The sequence below is a fragment of the Achromobacter sp. 413638 genome, from assembly GCF_043119405.1.
Classification (GTDB): domain Bacteria; phylum Pseudomonadota; class Gammaproteobacteria; order Burkholderiales; family Burkholderiaceae_B; genus Achromobacter.
Map to the genome: position 1 here is coordinate 76,005 of NZ_JBICCO010000003.1, position 18,165 is coordinate 94,169.

Here is an 18,165-nt window from a genome sequence, read left to right on the forward strand (position 1 = left end):
TGCCCCTACCAAAAAGCGCGGAGTGACTACGAGTTCGCCGCCCGCAGCGCGGGCAAGCAGGACGACCTATCCCTATGGCTCCACTATCCCCATTCGAGGTTTGAGGAAGAAGCCGCAGTCCGGGCGAGCGCCGACGTTGCTGTTAACATTCGTTCGTGCATTGTTGAGATTGCGCGCGAACACCCCAGCCGAGGCACCATTGTTATAGTTGCCACCGGCCAGAGGCAGACGTGATCGTAGGCCGCCCTTAAACCACAATGGACTGGTCATTTCTGCTGGCCTGCCTCTTTCGATTCGGCCAGCTCATGCCGTATCCAACCTCCGATCATGCGGCCCAGCTCATCCACCAGCTTGCTTATCGCTTGCCAGCGCTTCGCTTCTACTTCTGCCGCGTTGCCTTCGGTGCGTCCGTCCGTGAACTTGAAATAGCCCATTTCATAGGCCAGAAACAACTGCATCCGCAATTGCTCATGGGCGATATCAAGCTGCGTGAGGGACGTCTTCTTGTGGTACCGCTTCTGACCTTCCACAATCAAGTCGTAGACGTCATAGGCGGCGTTGCGGATTCTGTTCGAGAGGGCATAGCGTTCGTGGCGCGGAAAGTGGTTTAGGTACACGTTGAGGAGCTTGGAAAACTCCACAAATTTCCGTACCAGTTGCGCTTCCCTGTCTATCGCCATTCCTGCCTCGCCTCCTCAATAAAAACCCACAGGCGATTTTATCGCACCACCCCTTAAAAAAAAATCGCCCGGTCGCTAACGCGACCGGGAGACCCTTCTCATGCTGTTGCGCTGCTGGTGGGTGCTACCGCACCCCCCTTTCAAAGAACATAGGCCGGGCGAGCGCCGACGTCGCCGCTAACAACCGTTCGCGCAGAGTTGAGACCGCGCGCGAACACCCCAGCCGAGGCACCAATGCTATAGTAGCCACCGGCCAGAGGCAGACGTTCACCGTGGTTGCGCATCCAGAAATTATCAGCACCCAAGCCCTCCACAGCCGGATAAAGGCACAGCGCCTTGGCAATGGCAGGCACCGTCAGGCCGTTCTTCAGGCCCATGCTCTCGAATGCCTGGCTAGTGCCGTTCACGTAGTCGTCCTCATCCACATTCCCGGAGCGGTTGGTCACAGTGTCGGACAGCACATTGCCACCCGTGCCGTTGGCACTCGAAGCGTCGTACTTCAAAGTGCCCGCCGTACCCGGCGCAACCAGCGAACCATCCGACGCCTTGATGGCCTTCCAGAGCGTCGAGGTGCGGCTCTGGTCTTTGGTGTTGTCGGCGGCATCGTTGTTGGCCAGTACCTGGATTTCTCCATTGTTGAGGCGAAAACCACCAGTCCATTCCCACACGTTGCCGTTGAGGTCAGCGATACCGTTGGCCTGGCCGTTGTGACGCCACGATGCCGGGCCGGAGCCAGTGTAAGTGCGCCCGTTCCCGACAGCCTCGCCGATATTGCCACCATCGACACGCCGAGCCGTTTCCCACGGTGAGCCGATGTCGCGGCCGTACTGGTTGTTGCCGCGCGGCATCGTGCCGTTCTTCCAGCACCAGAGGGCTATGGCGGCCCATTCCGCGTTGGTCATCATGTGCCAGCCTGGGCCGTTGTTCGCTGCCCAAGTCCTGAAGGTGTCAAAGTTGGCGCTGACCTGCGGCACCGCGCCGGGGAAAGACAGCAGGTTGCTGTCCTTGACGCAGCCGATATGCTGGCCGATGAACAATTCGCTTTTCTCCACGCCGTTGACGATGAAGGCCGGATGCACACCAGTGCCCAGCGATGCGTCGATGTCCTGGAGGTTGAACTTGGGGATGACGTTCATATAGCTCGGGTGACCGGCCGCAGTGTAGAGCACGGTGACGAGGCCGCCAGTGGCCGCTTCAACCGAAGCGCGAAGGTCGTCTTTGATAAAGATGGTCATAGTGGGTTCTCCTGGGTCAGTTGGTGGGCCACAGCGTCAGCGCGACGCGGTTGGGGTCGAACGGCACGGGGCTGCGCACGATGGTCGGCTGCTCGTCCTCGCCGAGCGGGCCTTCCTCATCGACGTATCGGCGGGCGGGGATTTCGATCTGCGCCAGGAACGCGCCTTCACCGCCCTCCTGGGCAACGCCTTCGTGCTGGCGAATTTCGATGATCTGCGTGACGTCCTCCTCGCGGGCCTCGCAGTTGACGGCGACACCGGCGACCGTGATGACGGCACCGTTGGTGGAGAAGTCGGCCGAGTTCTGGCCCGACTGCTTCAAGATGATTTGCGGCATGGATGATCTCCTTTCAGGGGTTTAGGCGTTGAGGCGGCTGACCCGCCAGCGGGCCACCACGTTGTCGGCAGCGGCGGCAAGCCGCACGGTGAAACCGTTTCGGGCACGGCTGGCCACCACCAGGCTCTTGGCCTCGGCGGGCGCACCGCTGGCCGAGAGCACGTCAAAGGTGACGTGGTAGGCCGAATCCGGCAGCGCCGCGAGCTGCGGCGATGCCGAGGCAGGGTTGTCCAGCAAGATCGGAAACCCGGCCTCGACGCGGCGCACGTCCGTGAGCGTGACGGCCGCCAGGTTGGGATCAGTGGCATCCGTCGAACCGGCGGGCACGGTGAGGTTGTAGAGGCGGATGCACCCGTCCGGCACGGCCTGACCAATGGACGTCACGGCCAGCCGCCACAGGCCGCTGGCATCCTGGAACAGATAGGCGAACACCGTCACGGCACCCGAGCCGGTATTGCTGGGCACCGAGGCAGCGTTGTTACCGTCCGCCACCGCGAACTTGCGGCCCTGTGCAAAGCAGGTACCTGTCGAGATGTGCAGGTTGCGCGCGGCCGTGGTGGACTTCGTCACGGTGCAGCCGCTGACAACGCCCCGGTTGCTGATCTCCAGCACGCCTTCCTGCTGCGCGAATTGATGCAGCGCGCGCACGCCCTGGTTGGCGACATTCGCCTGGTCGATAGCGAACTTGATGGCTGCCAGCGAGGCATCCTGCGCATCCGGCCCAAGCGCCTCGGTCGCGGCCTCGATAGCCGCCAGGCGCGCTGGCAGGTCAGCATGGCCGCCCTTGGCCGTATCGACCTGGTCGGCGCGCGCCTTCAGGTATTTGGTTCGGTTGGCGAGCTGCTTGGCCTGCACGTTGGCGATGCCATTGGGGCCGCCCAGCACCGGGTCAGAGGTTTCGATCTGGTAGATGCCGCCTTCCCAGGTCGAGGTTTCGCTTACGTTTGCCATGAATCGGTCTCCTTAGAAAAGAATCGTCCAGGAGCCGGTCAGCGACAGGTCGGACTCCTTCTCGATGGGTTTGCGCTGCTTGCGCGAGAACAACGTGCCGTCCGCGCAGATCAGCCCGAACTCGGTGATGGCCACTCCGTTTAACTCGGCGGTGGACAGGCTCCAGTTGAAGCGCACCTGGCCGGTCGCCGGGTACTCCACGCTGCCGATGGCCTTGATGTAGGGCGAGGTCAGCGCCGTCTGGCCCGGCGCGGCAACGGCCTGGCCGATGCCGAAGCCGATCTGCGTGATGTGCCGGTTCGTGCCCGCGCCGCCAATCAGGCGGGCGAGCTGGTTCTTGGCACCATTGACGATGAGGTTCTCCTCGTCGATGACCGCGACCAGGACACCGGAGCGGTACACGTCAACGTGGAAGTACCCGGCCAGCGGAACGCCTTCCTTGATCTTTATTTCCATTACGCCTCCAACAGGGTGACAACGTCGCCGCTGTACGCCGAGTTGCCGAAGTGGGTGAAATGCCCGGCGTACCGCTCCGAACCATCGAAACGGTGGGCGCTGTAGGCCAGGCGGCCGTCGAAGCGCCGGTGGCGGCGCAACGTGATGGGCATGGGCAAGTCCTCGGCCACCGGAGCCGATGCCCCGAAGTCAGCCATGCCGCTGTAGTCCAGCTCGCCCGCGAATACCGGGCAGCGTGTCTGCTGGTCGAAGAAGCCGAGCGTGGCTTCCAGGATTTCTTCCTCGCGCTCGCCCTCGTAGCGGGCACCCTCTGCCGTGGCCGAGAAGCCGTTGTGCAGGGCCACGCCGTTGAAGCGCAGCGCGCCGTTCCAAAGGTGGGTGGCTCCCTGGTCGTAGGCCAGTGCGCCGTCATAAAAGTGCTTTCCCCATCGGTGCTGGTCGTCATGGGTCATGACGCCCTGGTGCTGCTCGACCTCGGCCACGTCCACGCGCTCGGTCTCGCTGGCGCGGTAGCGCACATCCACCAGGTGGCTGCGGGCCGGTTTCCAGGCGTTGACGGTCTCGACGATGAGCGCGGTCTGCGCCGAGGTGATGGGCTGCTCGTCGCCCGCGTCGGCGATGACACGGAACTGCGCCCAGCCATAGGCGGCGTAGGCTTCCGCGCCGCTGAACGTGATCGCGCCGTCATAGCGGTTTGACGGCAGGCGCTCCTCGATCTCCAGATCGTTGAAGCCCAGCGCCTTGAGCGCCTCGCGGATGCTCCAGGGCGTGCCCTTATGCCGGTGCAGCGCCACGGCGCGCGCCAGCAGCGCCCGCCGTTGCTCCGGCGTGGTGGCCAGCCTCCAGCCCTCCGCGCCCATGACGTGAAACTGCTCGCCCAGGTGCGGCAGCGCCGACTCGGTGACGTGCTCGAAGTCATAGACAAGCGTGGGAGCCAGGTCGAGTTCGACCAAGCGCGCGATCAGCACTTCTAGCGCCCGCATGGAAAGATCGACCACGAGCGCGGGCGGCAACAGCGAGGGCTTCTCGAAGTCAGCCATGCGCCACTCCCGTCACCGTGACCTTGATGCTGGTGCAGCGCGGCCACTCCCATTTCTCCAGATCGAGGTCGGCCGCAGGCTGCACGGGCGTGACGGAATACACGCCATAGACGTGCAGCGCGTCGATGAGCTGCGAGCGCACGATGGATGCGCCGAACTGCACCCGGTTGTCGCGGAAGTCCAGCGCTGCCTGCTCGACCTGCGCCTGGGCTAGTGCCGCGTCGGCCGTGCGGGTCAGTACCACGCGCACGTCGATGGCGTAGTCCACCGGCACCGGGTCGGCGACCATGACCTGGTCGTTAAGCGGGCGCACCTTTTCGCCGCTACACGTCGCCAGCACGGCCGCCTTGATGGCCTCGCCCGGCAGGCCGGAACTGGTCAGCGGATACAGCGTCACGTCGCCAGGGATGTGCGATATGACGGCCACGTCCACGATGTCCGGGTGGGCCGACATGGCATGGAAGCGGTACGCCTCCACCGAACCGGCAACGCTGAATGTCTCCGGGGCGGCCACGATGCGCTCCCGCAGGCGCTCGTCGCTTTCCTCGTCCGCGCCGCCCTCCGAGGTGGTGATGTTCTCGACACTGGCCACGATCAGGCCCGAGGGCGTTCCCACCAACGTCTTGATCTGGCCAGGCACGAAGCCATTGCCGACCACGCCCGCCTGGGTGCAGGTAGCCAGCACTTCGACCGTCGCCGCGCCTGCGGCCACGCTCACGACCTGCGCGGTGGCGAAGGACACACCGCCGCCCTCCACCTCGGTGCCCTGCGGCAGAACGGTGGCGGTGTTCGGTGCGGGCGAGAAGGTGAAGCGCAGCTTCACGCTGGCAGCGACCGCCGCAACGCGCTCCACGCCCACGTTCTCGCCGATGTTGTCCAGAATCACGCCCCGGCTGTAGCGCACCAGGTTGAGCTTTGCTCCGTCCTGGAACGCCTCGCGAACCAGGCTCTCGCGGTACGCGATTAGGTCGATCAGCAGGCGTTCCACCTGCGCCGGGTACAGCGTCTTGCCAGTGAGCGACTCATAGGTGGCGATCATCTCCCGCGTGATCTTCGCAGGGTCGCGTTCGATGAAGTCCGGCTCCGGCAGTTGTCGGTCAAGCAGGCTCATAGCACCTTCCTCATGGGCACGCGCGTGGAGAACATCTCGGCCTCCACGCTGTCGGCAAACACCCACTCGACTCCGACCAGCAGACCCGCATCGCCTTCCTTCGTGACCGGCACGCGCATCACCTTGATGCGCGGCTCCCATATCGCCAGCGCATCCACCACTTCACGCACGAAGTGCGGGCGGGCGCTGTCGATGGGGTAGTCGAGGTAGAGGTGCAGCTCGCTGCCAAAGGTGGGGCGATGCGGGTCGCTCCCCTTCGGCGTGGTCAGGATGATGTAGATGCACTGATTGATGTCGGCCACGCCCGTCACGACTTCGCCCAGGCGATCACTCGCAAGGCCGGAAGGGTGGCCCGCAGTCGCGCCCGACAGAGCGGGCTGGAAGAATGCAGGGCGAGAAGTAGCAGGGACGATGGCAACCATGCCCGTATGGTCGCCAGTGCAGCCCTTTGCCGCGATTAAAGGGCTTTAGTTTCTGCCGGGCCTGGCCGGGTCAGTGCGAGTGGTGGTTGGAGTTACCACCGGCATCCATGATGCTGCCCGATGCGTTGATGTTGCCGTCCACCTGGACATCGCCCTGGATGGTGGCCGCCGCACCGCTGCCGCCACTGCCCGCCATGCCGCCCTTGTAGGTGAGCATCCCCTCGACCGTGAGCTGGCCGGTGCAGGTAGTTTGCGGCGTGTCCAGCGTAACCGAGGGAGCCTTCACGGTGACGTCACCATCGGCGACCAGGTTTGCAACACCTTTGCAGACGATGTTCATGGCCCCGTTGCTGCGGTCGTACTCAACCGAGCCGCCATCCTTGAACTGGAGCCGGAACTTGTCCGGGCTGCTTACCGGCGGCGCGTCGGCGTCAGAGTAGATCGCGCCGAGGATGCAGCCGTCCTCCATGAACTCATCCAGGATGCAGCCAACATGCTCGCCCACGTCCAGCGTCCACACTACCTTGTCGGCGAGGGTCTTGGGATGCAGTAGAGGAAGCCAGGCCGTGACCAGGCCGTCCACGTCATCGAAACGCACGCGGGCAAATCCCGGCCGGGACTCGGCCACGATGCCCTGCTTGTAGCGCGCGCCGCCAGTGGCCATGTTCATGCCGTCGCTCCTTGCTTCGGGTCGCGCACGCGCTTGAGATCGACTTCGGTGCCATAACCGGAGCTGCGAGACACGCGATGCCGCGCCTGCGTGATGGTGTACTTGCCATCCATCTTGCCGAAGCCTTCCAGCCGCACATTCACCCCGGACATCAGCTTCACCTGGCCGGGCATGGCCAGGGTGCCGCCGGTCTGGTCTTCGTTGGCCCTGTCCAGCGCCGCGTCGGCCTTGAGCCGCGCCTGTTGTTCATTCTCGGCCCGCACATTGAGCTTCAGCTCATCGGCACTATGCTGGTTGCCCTTGGCCTCGACATCCTTCACCGTGGCCTTCTTGACCTGCTTGGTCTTGGGGTCGTGGTAGGAGGCCGTGGCCGCTGCCACCACGCCACGCACCTTGTCCTGGAAGCGATAGCTGGTCACGTCCTGGCGGCGGATCACCAGGGTAGGTTCCGCCGCCTTGAGTTCCGACCGTTTGAAGAAGCAGAGCTTGTCTCCACGTACCGAGAACGAATAGCCGTAGCTCTCGGCCACGCGCTTGAGAAAGGTCAGATCGGTTTCGTACACCTGCGTGACGCGCGCGATTTTCACCGGCTCAATCGTGCCGGTCAGCTTGAGCTTGTTGCGCTGGGCCACGGTTTTGGCCACGTCGCCCAGCGTAGTGTTCTCGTATGCCCGGCCGTTGCGCGTCCGCACGCTGCGCTTCACGCCAGCGGCCAGCGCCTTGATGCGGATCACGTCCGGGGGGCCATCCAGTTCGACCTCGTCCACCTCAAACTCGCCGCAGGGCAGCAGCGGTTCTCCGGCATAGCCGATCTGCACCTGCACCACGTCCCCATGCTGTGGATACCAGGCATCCTGCCAGCGGCGCTCGGCGTCCTCCAGCGCCAGATCGACGGAGTCACTTTCGCCTTCCATGAAGTCGGTGTAGGCCAGCTCGATCAGCGCGGGCGCGACGTGGGCGGTAATGTCCTTGCTCTCGTAGAGCACAATCACCTTGGGCGTGGCTACCTTCATCTTTTCCACGGTGGCAGCTCCTCATCCTGCAATGCTTGGCTGGACTCGGTCAGCGGCAGTACCGGCACCAGCACCACCACGCCCGAAGGCAAAGTGGCGCTGATGTCTAGCGCGGGGTTGGCAGCGATGATGCGGCCGTAGGCCAGCGGATCGCCGTAGTAGCGCCAGGCCAACGTGTCCCAGCGTTCGCCCGCCTGGGTGATGTGCTCGATGCAGTCGATGGCCGTCATCGTGCGCTCCTGGTTGGCGGCGCACTGGCGGGCCTGGACGCGGGCGCACGGTTGACCGTCTGCGCGGGCTTTTTCACCTGGCCGTTCGGGTCAGGCTTCTCGGTGGCCACTGGTTCCTGCTTGGAGGTTTCCTCGACCAGCACCACCGGGCGCACGTACTCGCGCAGCGTCAGCTCGGCCTCCAGCCAGATCAGGGTACCGTCGCGCATCACCTGCCGGGTGGTCACACGCACATCGGTAGGAACAAACCAGCCTTTGTAATCACCGTTGGCGAACACCAGCGGCAACGCCTCGTGGCGCGTGATTGCACCGCGCAGTTTGAGCATCTCCAGCTCCGGGTCGCAGAACCCGGCATGGAACACCAGGCTCCAACTCACTTCGTCCAGGTTGTCTCCCACCCATTGCAGACGTGGCTTGCCTTCAATGAGCGCGTGCTCTGCGTAGTTCGCCGAGAAGTTCGCCTCCATGCCCTCGAAGTAAGTGATGAGGTCGAAGGTGATTTCCCCCAGCAGCGCGTGCTGCGACACGCCGCCGCGAGTGCGCGTCAGCTCATGGATGATCTGGGCCACCGTGCCCATGCCGAAATTGCCTACCGGCGTCATGATCGCCATTTAGAACGCCCTCCGTTGTTGCTCGGCCTGCAAGCGCCGAATCATCTGTTCCAGTTCGCGCATGGAGAGCTTCAATCCCTCCTGCACCTGGCCGCGCACGTCGCCGCCGCCGTTATCACCACCCACGCTGATGCTGGGCGAAAAGTGAATCGTCATCCCGCCCTGGCCAACGCCCGCAGAAGCTGCCGTACTCGGCGCGCTCTCACGGCGTGATAGCACCTGATTCACCTCACCAGCCCGTTGCATCGCGGCGGGAACAACAGGCTGCGCGGCCTGCATCGGAGACTCCAAGCGCGGTAGCTCGAAACGCACCGGGCTGGGTGCATTGGCCTGGGGCATCGGCACAGACGCGACAAGCCGCGCCGCAGGCAACGCTGCCATGTTCAGCCCTGGCAGCTCCAAGCGTGGCAACTCGATGCGCGGCAGCGGCGGCATGGACACCATCGGCGTCTGAATCGGCATCGGAGCTACCTGGCGTGGCAGTTCCGCACGGGGCATAGACATCTGCGGCATCACCACCGGCGCGGCGGGCCTGGCTGGTTGCGAGGCATCCGCTTGACGCGGAGCCTCCAGGCGCGGCAACTCAATTCGCGGCACCGTCACGGAAACGGTAGGCTGCGGGGCCAGCGCCGGAGCAGCCTGCGGCATCGGTGCAGGCGACGCCGCCTGGCTGGATGCTTGGGATACGTCCAGTCGCGGGACACCCATGCGCGGCAGCTCGACGCGCGGCATGGTGGCGGGCGCGACCAACCGCAGAACCTGCGCTGCAGGCGCTTCTAGGCGCGGCGGTTCAACCGGCTGGCGCGTCTGGATGGAGCTGTTCACCCCCGCGACGGCAGTGTTGCTCGCAGCGACCGCACCGGCCAGCGCCACCCCGGCCAGCCTGCCCGCCGCGCCTTGGACGCCCGGCACGGATTTCAGGATGCCTAGCGCCGCGCCATCGCCGATGTTGCCGCCGAAGCCCATGAATACCCTGGACGGTGACTGGATGCCCAGCAGATTGGTGAACTTCGACTTGAGGCCGGAGGCGAAGTCACCGATGGCTGTGACCGCTCCGCCAATGGCCGATTTGATGCCGTTGGTCAGCCCGCTGATGATGTTCGTACCGAAGTCGGTGAAGTTCTTCGGCAGGTCAACACCGAACCAGGACAGCACGCCGGAAAACGCTTTATAGAAAAGTCCCATCGGCGACCAGTTCACGATCAGCTTGCCCACGCCCGCGATGCCGCCAGAGAAGGCGCTGGTGATCTGGTTCCAGATGCCGGTGAAAATCGACGTGACGCCGTTCCAGGCACTCACGAAACCCGACCTGATGCCGCTCCATAGGCCAAGGAAAAAGCCCTTGATCGGCGTCCAGTAGCGATAGACCAGGTACGCACCGGCCGCGATGCCGGTGATGATGAGGCCGATGGGGTTCATCAGCATGGCGCGGCCCAGCGCAATCACGGCAACCCTCGCCACACCCAGCGCCCCCAGCAACGGCCCGCGCAGCACGCCACCCAGCCAGGCCGCGCCGCCGCCGATGCGGGTCATGAGCGAGAAGACCTGGAGGCCGGAGACCAGCACGCGACCGAAGGACATGGCCACACCCAGCGCGAAGAAGGTGGTGATCGCTGCGCCCAGGCCCAGCACCAGGAAGCCCAGCGCCTTAGTGGCGCGCGGGTTGCTGTCGGCAAACTCTGTCAGCCAGCCGGTAGCGGTGTTCAGCACATTGATGAGTGGGTGCAGCGCCTGCACCACTGGCCCGGCCAGGGCTGCGCCCAGGTTCTCCAGCGAGCCGCCCAAGGCTTCGATTGTGTTCTTGCTGCTTTGCGTGGTGCGTTCGATGCGCTGTTGCAGACTGGCTTGCTGCGCCATGCGCTCCTGCGCGGCGCGGAACCCGGCCATGCCTTGCTCGGCCAGAATCATGGCCGGGCGGCCCGCTTCCGCGCCGAACATGGCCTCGGCCACTTCCATCGCCGCCTTGTCGCCCAGCTTGTCCTTGATGGTCTTGAGCTTCTCCAGCTCCGTGACCATGTGGTCGAGGCCCGCGAAATTGCCCTTCTTGTCGAAGAAGTCGAAGGTGATTCCCGCGTCCTCCATCAGCCCCTTGGCGTGACCTTTCATGCCTTTCTTGGCGTCCTCGATCATCTGCGGCCCCTTGGCCAGCCGCGAGAGCATCATCGAGAAGTTAGTACCGAACGAGGAACCCTCCAGGCCGACCTGCGCGGCCATGCCCTGGATGGCCAACATCTTGTTGGTGTTGTCGATGCCGGAGATACCAAGCTGGTTGAGCATGGGCGCCTGGTAGGCGCTGGCGGCCATGAGGTCGGACGGCTTCATGCCGAAGGCGAACTTGGCCCGCTGCATGGAGTCGGCCATTTTCGTCAACTCGTCGTCGGATAGCTTGTAGGCTTCGCGCAGCTTGGCCGCCATCTCACCGGCTTCCTCGGTTGGCATCCGCAGCACAACCGACAGGTACGAAGCCGCCTTCAGGCCGCCACCCAGCACCGACTCGACTGCCACTCCTTGCTCCATGAGCGCGCGGGCGGTGCCGACGAAGTCCGCTGTGGTGCCCGGCAGCAAGTTGCCCAGCTCGATGGCCTGGCGCTTGAGCGCGTCGTAGGTACCGCCCACCTGGCCGTTCTTGTCCATCATGGCGACCTGGAGCGAGTTGAGCGCATCGTCCTGGCGGATGAACGCCCCCACAGGCGCACCCAGCGCCCGCGCTGTGCCGTAGGCCGCCATCGCATCGCCCCAGCGCGAGTTGAGGTCGGCGCGGGCTTGCTGCTGCGCGTTTTGCGCCGCCTTGAGCCTCTCGTAGCGGGTGGTCAGCCTGTCCACCGTTGCCTGCTCGTTGCGCATGGCCTGGGTAATGCGGCGGCGATGTTCAGACAGGTTGCGCGTGGACACGCCATTCTGTTCCAGGGCCGTGCGCAGCCGTTGCAGACGCTCGGTCTGACGCATCACACCCTCGGTCATGCCCTGGCCCTTGTCGCGGGCTTCCTTGAACTCCTTGGTCAGCTCCTTGAGGTTCCTATCGGCCTGGCTGACCTGCTCGCGCAGCGTCTTGAGCTTGACGCGCTGCTCATCGGTGGCTCGGCCAGTCTGTCCGGCCAGTTCGGTGCGATAGGCTTGCAGCGACTCGGTAGCTGCTTCCTGTTCGATACGGGCCATCGCCACGGAACGGCCCAAGGACGTGGTAGCAGTCTGGTGCGCCTGGAGCTGTTCCTTGGCCTGTTGCAGTTCCTTCTTCTGCACGGCGAAGGCGTCCACGGTTTCCAGGCCAAGTTCCTTCATCCTGGATTTGGCCTCTACCACCTTTTTTTCTATACTGCCGAGGTGGCCTACCACAGTCCCGATGGTGGTGGCAACAGCACCGGCTCCCATCGAAGAAAAGACAATTCCGAGGGTTAACGACTTCGACATGAAAGACTGGCTCCAAAAATCGTGGCAGGAAGCAGGCGCTCAAGCGGAACGCGATACCGCTGACGCCATGACGCTGCCCTGGGCGCAATGCTCCGGGGTGGTTGGCTACCTGCTGGCGTTCTTGGGTACGGTGCTCGGCCTTCTGTTGACCTCCATCCCTGGAGCCATCGGCGGCGGAATCATCGGCTACGTCCTGGGTCTGGTGCTCTGCCTCCCGCTGCGCTGGTTGGCCTTGCTGGTTCCCACTCCGTTCGCCTGGCTGGCCCGCCGCCTCGGCTACGTCCGGTAAGCCGCTGCGGCGGCCTCGGCCTGCTTCACCGCCAGGCCCACCCACTTCTCAAAGTCCCACCACTCCAGCTCGTAGATTTCCGAGGGCTGGAAGTGGAACCACTTGGCGAGCAGTCCGCACGCCTCCCACAAGGTTTCATCAGGTAGAGCGGGGCATCCACAGACTTTGAAATGCCGCCTGGACGATGGCCAGGTCGGCCAAGTCCAGCTCCTCGATGTCTTCGACGGTGAGCTTCTGCTCGGACAGCATCGCCATCAGCACCAGCTCGCGCCGGGCCGGGTCGGATTCGATGCGCTGGGCGGCCACCATGTCCTTGGCCTTGCCGCGCCGGAAGCTGATGGTCTTGACCTCACCGTTCGGCGTGGCCAGCGGCATTGCCAGATCCACGCTCGCGGGATTGGCGGGCGCTGCGGTGTTCTTCGTGGTGTCGCTCATGGTCAGCCTCCGATGTTGGTGCGGTACAGGTCGAGTTTGTCAACGCCGCCGACCTTGTAAATGTTGGCCATCGCATCGACTTCCAGCACGTCCGCACCATTGACCTGCTGCTTGATGTAGGTCGCGTAGAACTTGCTGCTGAACTCGGCCTTGTCGTTCTGCTTGAAGTCGCCGGTCGGCACCTCGTAAAACGAGGCGGTGAGAAACACCACGTAGGGCACCTGTTGGGTGCGGCCTTGACTGGTGTAGGTTTCCAGGCTGCCGCGCGCCTGAAGCTGCACCGGGGTGAACGGGTCGAGCAGCTTGGGCCACACGTTGGCGTAGAACGAGTTCCACTTGATCTCGCCTTCCAGCGCCTCGAAGCCGCTGGGCAGCTTGATCGCGCCGACCATGCCCACGGCCTTGTGCTCGGCCATCTTGAACTTCACCACCGGGAGCTTGAACTCCTCGGCCTGGCCCAACAGGCTGTTGCCGTCGATGTAGATGTTCGCGTTGTTGAGCGTGTTTACTTGAATACCGGCCACGATTGGCTCCTTTCAGATTGGTTGGATGTTCAGGAGGACTTCGTGCCCAACTGGTTGAGGTAGTCGATGTTCACGATGGACTTGTAGGTCACGCGCTCGGCAGGCGTCGGCGGCATGAAGTCGTAGGTGAACGTGACGTGGCCCGCCGCCAGTTCCGTGGTTTCGTTGTCCGCCGGGTCGAACCACACCTTGCCGTCGATGATCGCGCCGTCTGCCTTGAGCTTGCGCATGAAGGCGTTGCAGCTTTCGACGATGGCGTCGATGAGCGCGTTGTCCAGCGGGCGGTCGATGTACTGGAGCGTGTAGTACTCCAGGCTCTCCGCGATCACGTCCGCCGTGCGCAGCACGTTGATGAAGTTCTTGGGATGCGTCTCGCTGGGGAAGGCCGCACTGCGGTTTCCCCACAAGCGGATTCCCGTGCCGTAGCTGTTGAACACCGTGATGATGCCCGCCTCGTTCAGCAGGTTGGCCTCGCTGTTCGGGTCGTTAATCATCGCGTCGATGGGCGTTTCCACGCCGGTCACGCCGAGCAGCTCGGTGTTCGAGGGCGACCACCAGTAGCCGTTCTCCTGGTCTTTGCGCGAGAGCGCGCCAGCGGCATAAGTCGCCAGGTCGGCCAGCACTTCGGTGTCGGTCGCCGTGTCGTAGTCCTTCACGTGCGGGAAGCACAGGCCGATGCGGCGCGAGCTGGTGTTGAAGTTGATGCTGCCGGATGGCCCACGCCCGGTGATCGCCTGCTGGAACGTGGTGCCGATGGGGGCGGTCACGAAGCCAAAGGCGCGAATGCTGTTCATCAGCGCACCGAGTTCGGTGGCCACCGAGTTGAGGGTGCTGAACACCGGCGCGATGATGATCTTCGGGTAGTACCCGAAAAGCTGGTAGCTGTCGCGGAACGCCTTCATACCCGTGCGCTGGCCCGCCCCATTGATGGTGCCGATGATGTCCGAAGGCTGCACCAGTGTCGGGTTCGCGTAGGTATACGACGCCTTCAGCGTGGTGGGAGCGGCTACGGTACCCGCAGGGATGCTGCCGGAGCTGATGCGCTGGCCGGTGCCGGTCGCCGGGTCGAACGTGTAGTCGGTGTCCTTGATGTAGGTGGTGGAGCCTGCCGAGTTGGTCAGCGTGATGGCACTCACCACGGCGGCATGGCCCAACGAGAACTTGCCGTCCTGGTCAACAGTCACGGTTTCCGGCGCAGCAAGCGTGGTTTTGTGCGTGGCCGGGTCGAGCACGTTGATAACGATGGCGACCGTGCCCTTCTGCTTGTAGATGCGGTTGAGCGCCTTGAGGATGGTGCTGCCGGGAATGTCCTGGCCGAATTGCGCGAAGTCGCTCTCGCTGGTGACGAGGATGGGCGTGTTTACTGCCCCGGCCGCCGCCGTGCCGACGATACCGACCACGGCGGTCTTCACCAGCTTGACGGGGCGCGGGCCGCTGTCGATCTCGATGGTCTCGACGCCGTGCAGAAAATTTGCAGCCATTGGAATCTCCTTTCAGTTACTTGGTCTTGCCCGACTTCTCGGTCGCGGCCGTGGGTTCAGTGGTGGCGGGCTGTTCGACCTGCACCGGCGCGGTCTGCACCGGCGTGAGGCGGCCCTTCTGCACCAGCACGCGCACCAGATCGTGATCGGCGGGCAGCTCGACCTCCTGGTTGTTCCAGAGCAGCACGTCCTGGTCGTTGAGGTTGCCCTTGCCGTCGCTCACCTTGAGCGTCACGGCGGAATCGGGGCCGGTGTAGAGATAGCGAGACATAAGCACTCCTTCGTTTAAGTGGTTTCAGGTAGCTGCACAGCGGGTTCGGAGAGCGCCGGTGCGGCGTCCTCATTGGTGACGCCCCACGGCCCAGGCGGGCGGGGTCGGTTGGCCACGGTGGTCATGGGAATGGCAAAACGCAGGCTGTAGCCCCACGTGCCCTCGACGTAGTCGTCGAACTCGACGCTGATGATTCGCACTTGGCCTGAAGCGAACTGCGGTACCCACCCCATGAGTGCTTCACGGCAGGTTTCGAGCAGGTCATAGATGCCGACGCCTAGGGCAGCCTCCGCCGAACCTGGAACATTGGCTTCGCGCAGCGTGCGCGAGATCAGCCCCATCTCGAACTCGTCCTCGTAGGTCACCAGTTGCCCGGCGGTCGCGCGGTGTGTGAACTTGCTGCCGCGATAGATGACCAGTGCCGCGCCGTGGGGATGAGCCATGCGGTAGTCGCGTGGGCGCTCCGGCCAGGCACGCACATCCACCTTCGGATGCGCCTGGCCCTGCAGCGTGAGCGCCGCAGACAGGCGGGCCACGATGGCGTTTTCCAGATCACCGACCGTGCTCATCAGCGGTTCCTCCGGCCGAACAGCGACGGCGGCTGGCCGAACTGCGGCATACCGGCCGATTGCGATGCAGGGTTGTCGGCCACGTCAGCGCGCAGCTTCGCGCCAGGCAGGGAAACGTCGCCACAGCCGATGGCCTTGAGCAGCTTCACTACGTCTTCGTAGCGTTGGCGGGCATCCTTGATATCGTCGGCAGGCCGCAGCGTTTGCAGCCGGTAAATGGCGATGTCGCACGCGCAGCGCACCAACACCACCGGCGCGGCCATCGGTTCACCGCTGATGCTTACCAAGGGCAGCACGTAGCGGCGGTCGAGCCAAGCGTCGATCTCGGCGGCGGCATCAGCCAACGCCTGCTCGGCGCGGCCTGCATCCAGAGCCTGCGCGTCAGGGTCGGTGATAAGCCGCAGGTCGCGCTCGGCATATCGCTCGGTGAGTTGAGTAAAGGTGGCGTAGTCCATGTCGCCACTTTGCCGAGTGCCCCGACACAGAGACAGTAAAGGTCTTTAGTTTTTGCCCGGTGGTGGGCAGGCGGCAAGCGGCCGGTTTCGAAGGGTTTGTCCCCACTGCTGCACCCTGCTGCCAGTCGTAGACCATCAAGAGGGGCACCCGGCCGTTTGCGAACGATTCGCTGGCGCTCAAACGCCACGGCCTATACAACGGGGGCACCACAGGGGTACGGCGGGCTTGTAGGGCCGCACAGCGCGCCGCCGAAAAAAAGCCCGCGCCGGGATACGACGCGGGCAAACTGCCAGGGAGAAGGCCAGGTGGCGTTGAGGCAGGAAGATCAGCTTGCCCGGCTGGGGCGCGGCGTGCCGTTGAGGTCGGCCAGCGCATCGGCCTCGGTCAGCACTGGGCGGGCCAGTTCGTCACGCAGGCGGAAGCCCAGCAACTCGTAGACCTTGCTCACGGCGTCCTTGCGGGCCTCGGTACGGCCACGCTCGGCACTATGCTGTGCCGGGTCGATAGCACCGTAATTGATGCCGACCACCTTGGTGCCGTTGCGCAACGTCAGCACGGCGAACGTCACACGCTCCAGGCCAACCCACGACGCAGGCGCGGTGCCGAGCTGGGATTCGCCGAGCACGCCATCGGCAGCGGTGAAGCAGAACTCGCTGACGATTTCCGCTTCGACATCGGCCGGAGTGACACGCGGGCCGTTCACTTGAGTGGCTTCCATGTTCATACCTTCACGATCTCGACCGCCTTCACGTCGAGCAAGGATTGCAGTTGCTTGCCGCCGACCTCGAACGAGGCATCGCTGCCGGGTTCATAGACCTGGCCATCGTGCTCGACGCGCACGATGGGCCGGACTGTCTTGGCATCGCCCTGCGCGGGCTTCACCTTCTGCTCGGCCTGGGCCTGGCCTTCCGGTTGTGCGCTGGTCTGCGCGGTATCGGCTTGCACAGTGTCGGCCTGCACGGCTTCGGCCTGCGGCTTGTCGCCTTCGCCTTCCGGCAACTGGACGGGTTCCTTCTTTGCCATCGTCGCCCCCTTACGCCACGGCGTTCTGGAAGAAGTAGCCCAGGTCGCGGGCGCAGATGACTTCCTTCACGCGCTCGCCGGAGCGCACGCGCTGGGAGCCGGTCAGGCCGATCTTCGGCTCGTCGATGCTGCCCGCGATTTTGTTGCCCCAGGCGGCGGTGAAGCCGTAGGTCACGCCAGCCTGCGGGCCTGCGGCGCGGTCGCGGTACAGGAACGCCGCGTGCTTGCCCCACACGCGCGACATGCTTGCGGCCTGGCCCTTCTTGGCCTGGTTGACGAAGCCCGCGCCGACCAGCACTTCTTGCAGCTCGAAGAACTCCGCGAACTCCTGGCGCGACACCATGCCCGCGCCCTGCGCCGTGCCCTTGATGGCCTGCACGATCAGCTTGTGGCGGCGCAGCTTCGTCCAGGTCTGCTGGCCGAACACGGCGATGTTCGGGCGGATGATCGGCGAGTCGAGCGCGTCGCCGATGGAGGCCACCGGGTCGGACGAATCGTGCGACCACTGGCTGGTGCCCGACAGCGTGGCCTGGTTGTTGGCCGAGAAGCTGGCCGGGTTGAACACCTTGGAAGCGACACGCTGCTCACGGCCCAGGTTCACCAGGTTGGTCAGGTAGGCCGTGGACGTGCCGAGCGGATCGACGCCCTGGTTGTCGGCTTCGACGTCCTCGTTCGGCACAATGTCGTCGAGGCCGTGGTCTTCGACCTTATCGGTACGCTCCTCGGCCTTGAACTCGACTTCGTTGGGCACCGACTTGCGGCCCACGCGGGTGTCAGGGACGGTGAAGCCTTGCGCCAGGTCGTACTCCAGCCACTTGAACTCCTGCGAGGTGGGCGTGCGCGGCAGGACGCTGTCGGCGATCAGCACCACGTCCGGGTTACGGTACGCGATGGCGATGGCGGTCAGCTTCGGGTCGATGGGAAACGGGCGAATTGCCATGTGAATCTCCTAT

General features: G+C 64.3%; 24 protein-coding genes. 1 reads left to right on the forward strand and 23 read right to left on the reverse strand.

What is annotated here, in order from left to right; translation table 11 throughout:
* Positions 1 to 266: 266 nt before the first annotated feature.
* The 13 genes from ACEU5R_RS02225 to ACEU5R_RS02285 all read right to left on the reverse strand — a co-directional run bounded on the left by ACEU5R_RS02225 (position 267) and on the right by ACEU5R_RS02285 (position 12,164).
* Positions 267 to 680, reverse strand: a complete 414-nt coding sequence (locus ACEU5R_RS02225; protein ID WP_213732126.1) for a four helix bundle protein — start codon at positions 678 to 680, stop codon at positions 267 to 269.
* A 140-nt stretch (positions 681 to 820) separates the two neighbouring features.
* Positions 821 to 1,915 carry a hypothetical protein gene (locus ACEU5R_RS02230; RefSeq protein ID WP_392408975.1) on the reverse strand — a complete coding sequence of 365 codons (1,095 nt, stop codon included), beginning with the start codon at positions 1,913 to 1,915 and terminating at the stop codon, positions 821 to 823.
* A 16-nt stretch (positions 1,916 to 1,931) separates the two neighbouring features.
* Complete coding sequence (locus ACEU5R_RS02235; RefSeq protein ID WP_213732124.1) at positions 1,932 to 2,252, reverse strand: hypothetical protein; 321 nt, start codon at positions 2,250 to 2,252, stop codon at positions 1,932 to 1,934.
* A 21-nt stretch (positions 2,253 to 2,273) separates the two neighbouring features.
* Entirely contained in the window at positions 2,274 to 3,203 is a 930-nt protein-coding gene (locus tag ACEU5R_RS02240) for a hypothetical protein (RefSeq protein ID WP_213732123.1), read from the reverse strand.
* Positions 3,204 to 3,215: 12 nt separating this feature from the next.
* On the reverse strand, positions 3,216 to 3,659 hold the full coding sequence (locus ACEU5R_RS02245; RefSeq protein ID WP_033965092.1) for a hypothetical protein: 444 nt from the start codon (positions 3,657 to 3,659) through the stop codon (positions 3,216 to 3,218).
* Positions 3,659 to 4,699 carry a phage tail protein gene (locus tag ACEU5R_RS02250; RefSeq protein ID WP_213732122.1) on the reverse strand — a complete coding sequence of 347 codons (1,041 nt, stop codon included), beginning with the start codon at positions 4,697 to 4,699 and terminating at the stop codon, positions 3,659 to 3,661. The genes ACEU5R_RS02245 and ACEU5R_RS02250 overlap by 1 nt, the downstream gene beginning before the upstream one ends.
* A complete protein-coding gene (locus ACEU5R_RS02255; protein WP_054893677.1) occupies positions 4,692 to 5,810 on the reverse strand; it encodes a baseplate J/gp47 family protein in 1,119 nt (372 codons plus the stop codon). The genes ACEU5R_RS02250 and ACEU5R_RS02255 overlap by 8 nt, the downstream gene beginning before the upstream one ends.
* Positions 5,807 to 6,232, reverse strand: coding sequence for a GPW/gp25 family protein (locus ACEU5R_RS02260; RefSeq protein ID WP_079381551.1), 426 nt, complete (start codon positions 6,230 to 6,232; stop codon positions 5,807 to 5,809). Before ACEU5R_RS02260 ends, ACEU5R_RS02255 begins: the two co-directional genes overlap by 4 nt.
* 70 nt (positions 6,233 to 6,302) lie before the next feature.
* Positions 6,303 to 6,902 (reverse strand): phage baseplate assembly protein V, encoded by a 600-nt coding sequence (locus ACEU5R_RS02265; protein ID WP_156343766.1) that lies wholly within the window; start codon positions 6,900 to 6,902, stop codon positions 6,303 to 6,305.
* Positions 6,899 to 7,915 carry a phage late control D family protein gene (locus ACEU5R_RS02270; RefSeq protein ID WP_250134389.1) on the reverse strand — a complete coding sequence of 339 codons (1,017 nt, stop codon included), beginning with the start codon at positions 7,913 to 7,915 and terminating at the stop codon, positions 6,899 to 6,901. Before ACEU5R_RS02270 ends, ACEU5R_RS02265 begins: the two co-directional genes overlap by 4 nt.
* Positions 7,912 to 8,145: a tail protein X gene (locus ACEU5R_RS02275; protein WP_033965088.1), complete on the reverse strand. Its 234-nt coding sequence runs from the start codon at positions 8,143 to 8,145 to the stop codon at positions 7,912 to 7,914. Before ACEU5R_RS02275 ends, ACEU5R_RS02270 begins: the two co-directional genes overlap by 4 nt.
* Positions 8,142 to 8,756 carry a phage tail protein gene (locus ACEU5R_RS02280; RefSeq protein ID WP_153574853.1) on the reverse strand — a complete coding sequence of 205 codons (615 nt, stop codon included), beginning with the start codon at positions 8,754 to 8,756 and terminating at the stop codon, positions 8,142 to 8,144. Before ACEU5R_RS02280 ends, ACEU5R_RS02275 begins: the two co-directional genes overlap by 4 nt.
* On the reverse strand, positions 8,757 to 12,164 hold the full coding sequence (locus ACEU5R_RS02285) for a phage tail tape measure protein (protein WP_213732120.1): 3,408 nt from the start codon (positions 12,162 to 12,164) through the stop codon (positions 8,757 to 8,759).
* Here ACEU5R_RS02285 and ACEU5R_RS02290 point away from each other — a divergent pair.
* Positions 12,163 to 12,453: a hypothetical protein gene (locus ACEU5R_RS02290; RefSeq protein WP_033965087.1), complete on the forward strand. Its 291-nt coding sequence runs from the start codon at positions 12,163 to 12,165 to the stop codon at positions 12,451 to 12,453. The genes ACEU5R_RS02285 and ACEU5R_RS02290 overlap by 2 nt on opposite strands.
* On the opposite strand, the gene ACEU5R_RS02295 is transcribed toward ACEU5R_RS02290, so the two are convergent.
* The 10 genes from ACEU5R_RS02295 to ACEU5R_RS02340 form a co-directional block, all read right to left on the reverse strand.
* Positions 12,441 to 12,584: a GpE family phage tail protein gene (locus tag ACEU5R_RS02295; protein WP_113995585.1), complete on the reverse strand. Its 144-nt coding sequence runs from the start codon at positions 12,582 to 12,584 to the stop codon at positions 12,441 to 12,443. The two genes, ACEU5R_RS02290 and ACEU5R_RS02295, sit on opposite strands and share 13 nt — an antisense overlap.
* A gap of 7 nt (positions 12,585 to 12,591) precedes the next feature.
* The gene (locus tag ACEU5R_RS02300) at positions 12,592 to 12,888 is read right to left on the reverse strand and encodes a phage tail assembly protein (RefSeq protein WP_213732119.1); all 297 of its coding nucleotides are present in this window, start codon (positions 12,886 to 12,888) and stop codon (positions 12,592 to 12,594) included.
* A 2-nt stretch (positions 12,889 to 12,890) separates the two neighbouring features.
* Complete coding sequence (locus tag ACEU5R_RS02305; protein WP_033965086.1) at positions 12,891 to 13,412, reverse strand: phage major tail tube protein; 522 nt, start codon at positions 13,410 to 13,412, stop codon at positions 12,891 to 12,893.
* Between the two features lie 29 nt (positions 13,413 to 13,441).
* Positions 13,442 to 14,893 (reverse strand): phage tail sheath subtilisin-like domain-containing protein, encoded by a 1,452-nt coding sequence (locus ACEU5R_RS02310; RefSeq protein ID WP_033965085.1) that lies wholly within the window; start codon positions 14,891 to 14,893, stop codon positions 13,442 to 13,444.
* A 16-nt stretch (positions 14,894 to 14,909) separates the two neighbouring features.
* Positions 14,910 to 15,164, reverse strand: a complete 255-nt coding sequence (locus tag ACEU5R_RS02315; RefSeq protein WP_054893681.1) for a hypothetical protein — start codon at positions 15,162 to 15,164, stop codon at positions 14,910 to 14,912.
* Between the two features lie 14 nt (positions 15,165 to 15,178).
* A complete protein-coding gene (locus ACEU5R_RS02320) occupies positions 15,179 to 15,733 on the reverse strand; it encodes a Gp37 family protein (protein WP_054893682.1) in 555 nt (184 codons plus the stop codon).
* On the reverse strand, positions 15,733 to 16,188 hold the full coding sequence (locus ACEU5R_RS02325; RefSeq protein WP_054893683.1) for a phage protein Gp36 family protein: 456 nt from the start codon (positions 16,186 to 16,188) through the stop codon (positions 15,733 to 15,735). Before ACEU5R_RS02325 ends, ACEU5R_RS02320 begins: the two co-directional genes overlap by 1 nt.
* 326 nt (positions 16,189 to 16,514) lie before the next feature.
* Complete coding sequence (locus tag ACEU5R_RS02330; RefSeq protein ID WP_213732118.1) at positions 16,515 to 16,907, reverse strand: Gp49 family protein; 393 nt, start codon at positions 16,905 to 16,907, stop codon at positions 16,515 to 16,517.
* 2 nt (positions 16,908 to 16,909) lie between these two features.
* Positions 16,910 to 17,212, reverse strand: a complete 303-nt coding sequence (locus ACEU5R_RS02335; protein WP_213732117.1) for a hypothetical protein — start codon at positions 17,210 to 17,212, stop codon at positions 16,910 to 16,912.
* 10 nt (positions 17,213 to 17,222) lie between these two features.
* A complete protein-coding gene (locus ACEU5R_RS02340) occupies positions 17,223 to 18,152 on the reverse strand; it encodes a major capsid protein (protein ID WP_213732116.1) in 930 nt (309 codons plus the stop codon).
* Between the last annotated feature and the right edge of the window lie 13 nt (positions 18,153 to 18,165).

Excerpts from the sequence above, each read along its gene's own strand:
- ACEU5R_RS02285 (WP_213732120.1), bottom strand. The coding sequence starts at position 12,164 with ATGTCGAAGTCGTTAACCCTCGGAATTGTCTTTTCTTCGATGGGAGCC.
- ACEU5R_RS02280 (WP_153574853.1), bottom strand. The coding sequence starts at position 8,756 with ATGGCGATCATGACGCCGGTAGGCAATTTCGGCATGGGCACGGTGGCC.
- ACEU5R_RS02265 (WP_156343766.1), bottom strand. The coding sequence starts at position 6,902 with ATGAACATGGCCACTGGCGGCGCGCGCTACAAGCAGGGCATCGTGGCC.
- ACEU5R_RS02315 (WP_054893681.1), bottom strand. The coding sequence starts at position 15,164 with ATGTCTCGCTATCTCTACACCGGCCCCGATTCCGCCGTGACGCTCAAG.
- ACEU5R_RS02270 (WP_250134389.1), bottom strand. The coding sequence starts at position 7,915 with ATGAAGGTAGCCACGCCCAAGGTGATTGTGCTCTACGAGAGCAAGGAC.
- ACEU5R_RS02320 (WP_054893682.1), bottom strand. The coding sequence starts at position 15,733 with ATGAGCACGGTCGGTGATCTGGAAAACGCCATCGTGGCCCGCCTGTCT.
- ACEU5R_RS02245 (WP_033965092.1), bottom strand. The coding sequence starts at position 3,659 with ATGGAAATAAAGATCAAGGAAGGCGTTCCGCTGGCCGGGTACTTCCAC.
- ACEU5R_RS02250 (WP_213732122.1), bottom strand. The coding sequence starts at position 4,699 with ATGGCTGACTTCGAGAAGCCCTCGCTGTTGCCGCCCGCGCTCGTGGTC.
- ACEU5R_RS02340 (WP_213732116.1), bottom strand. The coding sequence starts at position 18,152 with ATGGCAATTCGCCCGTTTCCCATCGACCCGAAGCTGACCGCCATCGCC.
- ACEU5R_RS02275 (WP_033965088.1), bottom strand. The coding sequence starts at position 8,145 with ATGACGGCCATCGACTGCATCGAGCACATCACCCAGGCGGGCGAACGC.
- ACEU5R_RS02230 (WP_392408975.1), bottom strand. The coding sequence starts at position 1,915 with ATGACCATCTTTATCAAAGACGACCTTCGCGCTTCGGTTGAAGCGGCC.
- ACEU5R_RS02240 (WP_213732123.1), bottom strand. The coding sequence starts at position 3,203 with ATGGCAAACGTAAGCGAAACCTCGACCTGGGAAGGCGGCATCTACCAG.
- ACEU5R_RS02325 (WP_054893683.1), bottom strand. The coding sequence starts at position 16,188 with ATGGACTACGCCACCTTTACTCAACTCACCGAGCGATATGCCGAGCGC.
- ACEU5R_RS02330 (WP_213732118.1), bottom strand. The coding sequence starts at position 16,907 with ATGGAAGCCACTCAAGTGAACGGCCCGCGTGTCACTCCGGCCGATGTC.
- ACEU5R_RS02300 (WP_213732119.1), bottom strand. The coding sequence starts at position 12,888 with ATGAGCGACACCACGAAGAACACCGCAGCGCCCGCCAATCCCGCGAGC.
- ACEU5R_RS02260 (WP_079381551.1), bottom strand. The coding sequence starts at position 6,232 with ATGGTTGCCATCGTCCCTGCTACTTCTCGCCCTGCATTCTTCCAGCCC.
- ACEU5R_RS02225 (WP_213732126.1), bottom strand. The coding sequence starts at position 680 with ATGGCGATAGACAGGGAAGCGCAACTGGTACGGAAATTTGTGGAGTTT.
- ACEU5R_RS02335 (WP_213732117.1), bottom strand. The coding sequence starts at position 17,212 with ATGGCAAAGAAGGAACCCGTCCAGTTGCCGGAAGGCGAAGGCGACAAG.
- ACEU5R_RS02310 (WP_033965085.1), bottom strand. The coding sequence starts at position 14,893 with ATGGCTGCAAATTTTCTGCACGGCGTCGAGACCATCGAGATCGACAGC.
- ACEU5R_RS02235 (WP_213732124.1), bottom strand. The coding sequence starts at position 2,252 with ATGCCGCAAATCATCTTGAAGCAGTCGGGCCAGAACTCGGCCGACTTC.
- ACEU5R_RS02255 (WP_054893677.1), bottom strand. The coding sequence starts at position 5,810 with ATGAGCCTGCTTGACCGACAACTGCCGGAGCCGGACTTCATCGAACGC.
- ACEU5R_RS02290 (WP_033965087.1), top strand. The coding sequence starts at position 12,163 with ATGAAAGACTGGCTCCAAAAATCGTGGCAGGAAGCAGGCGCTCAAGCG.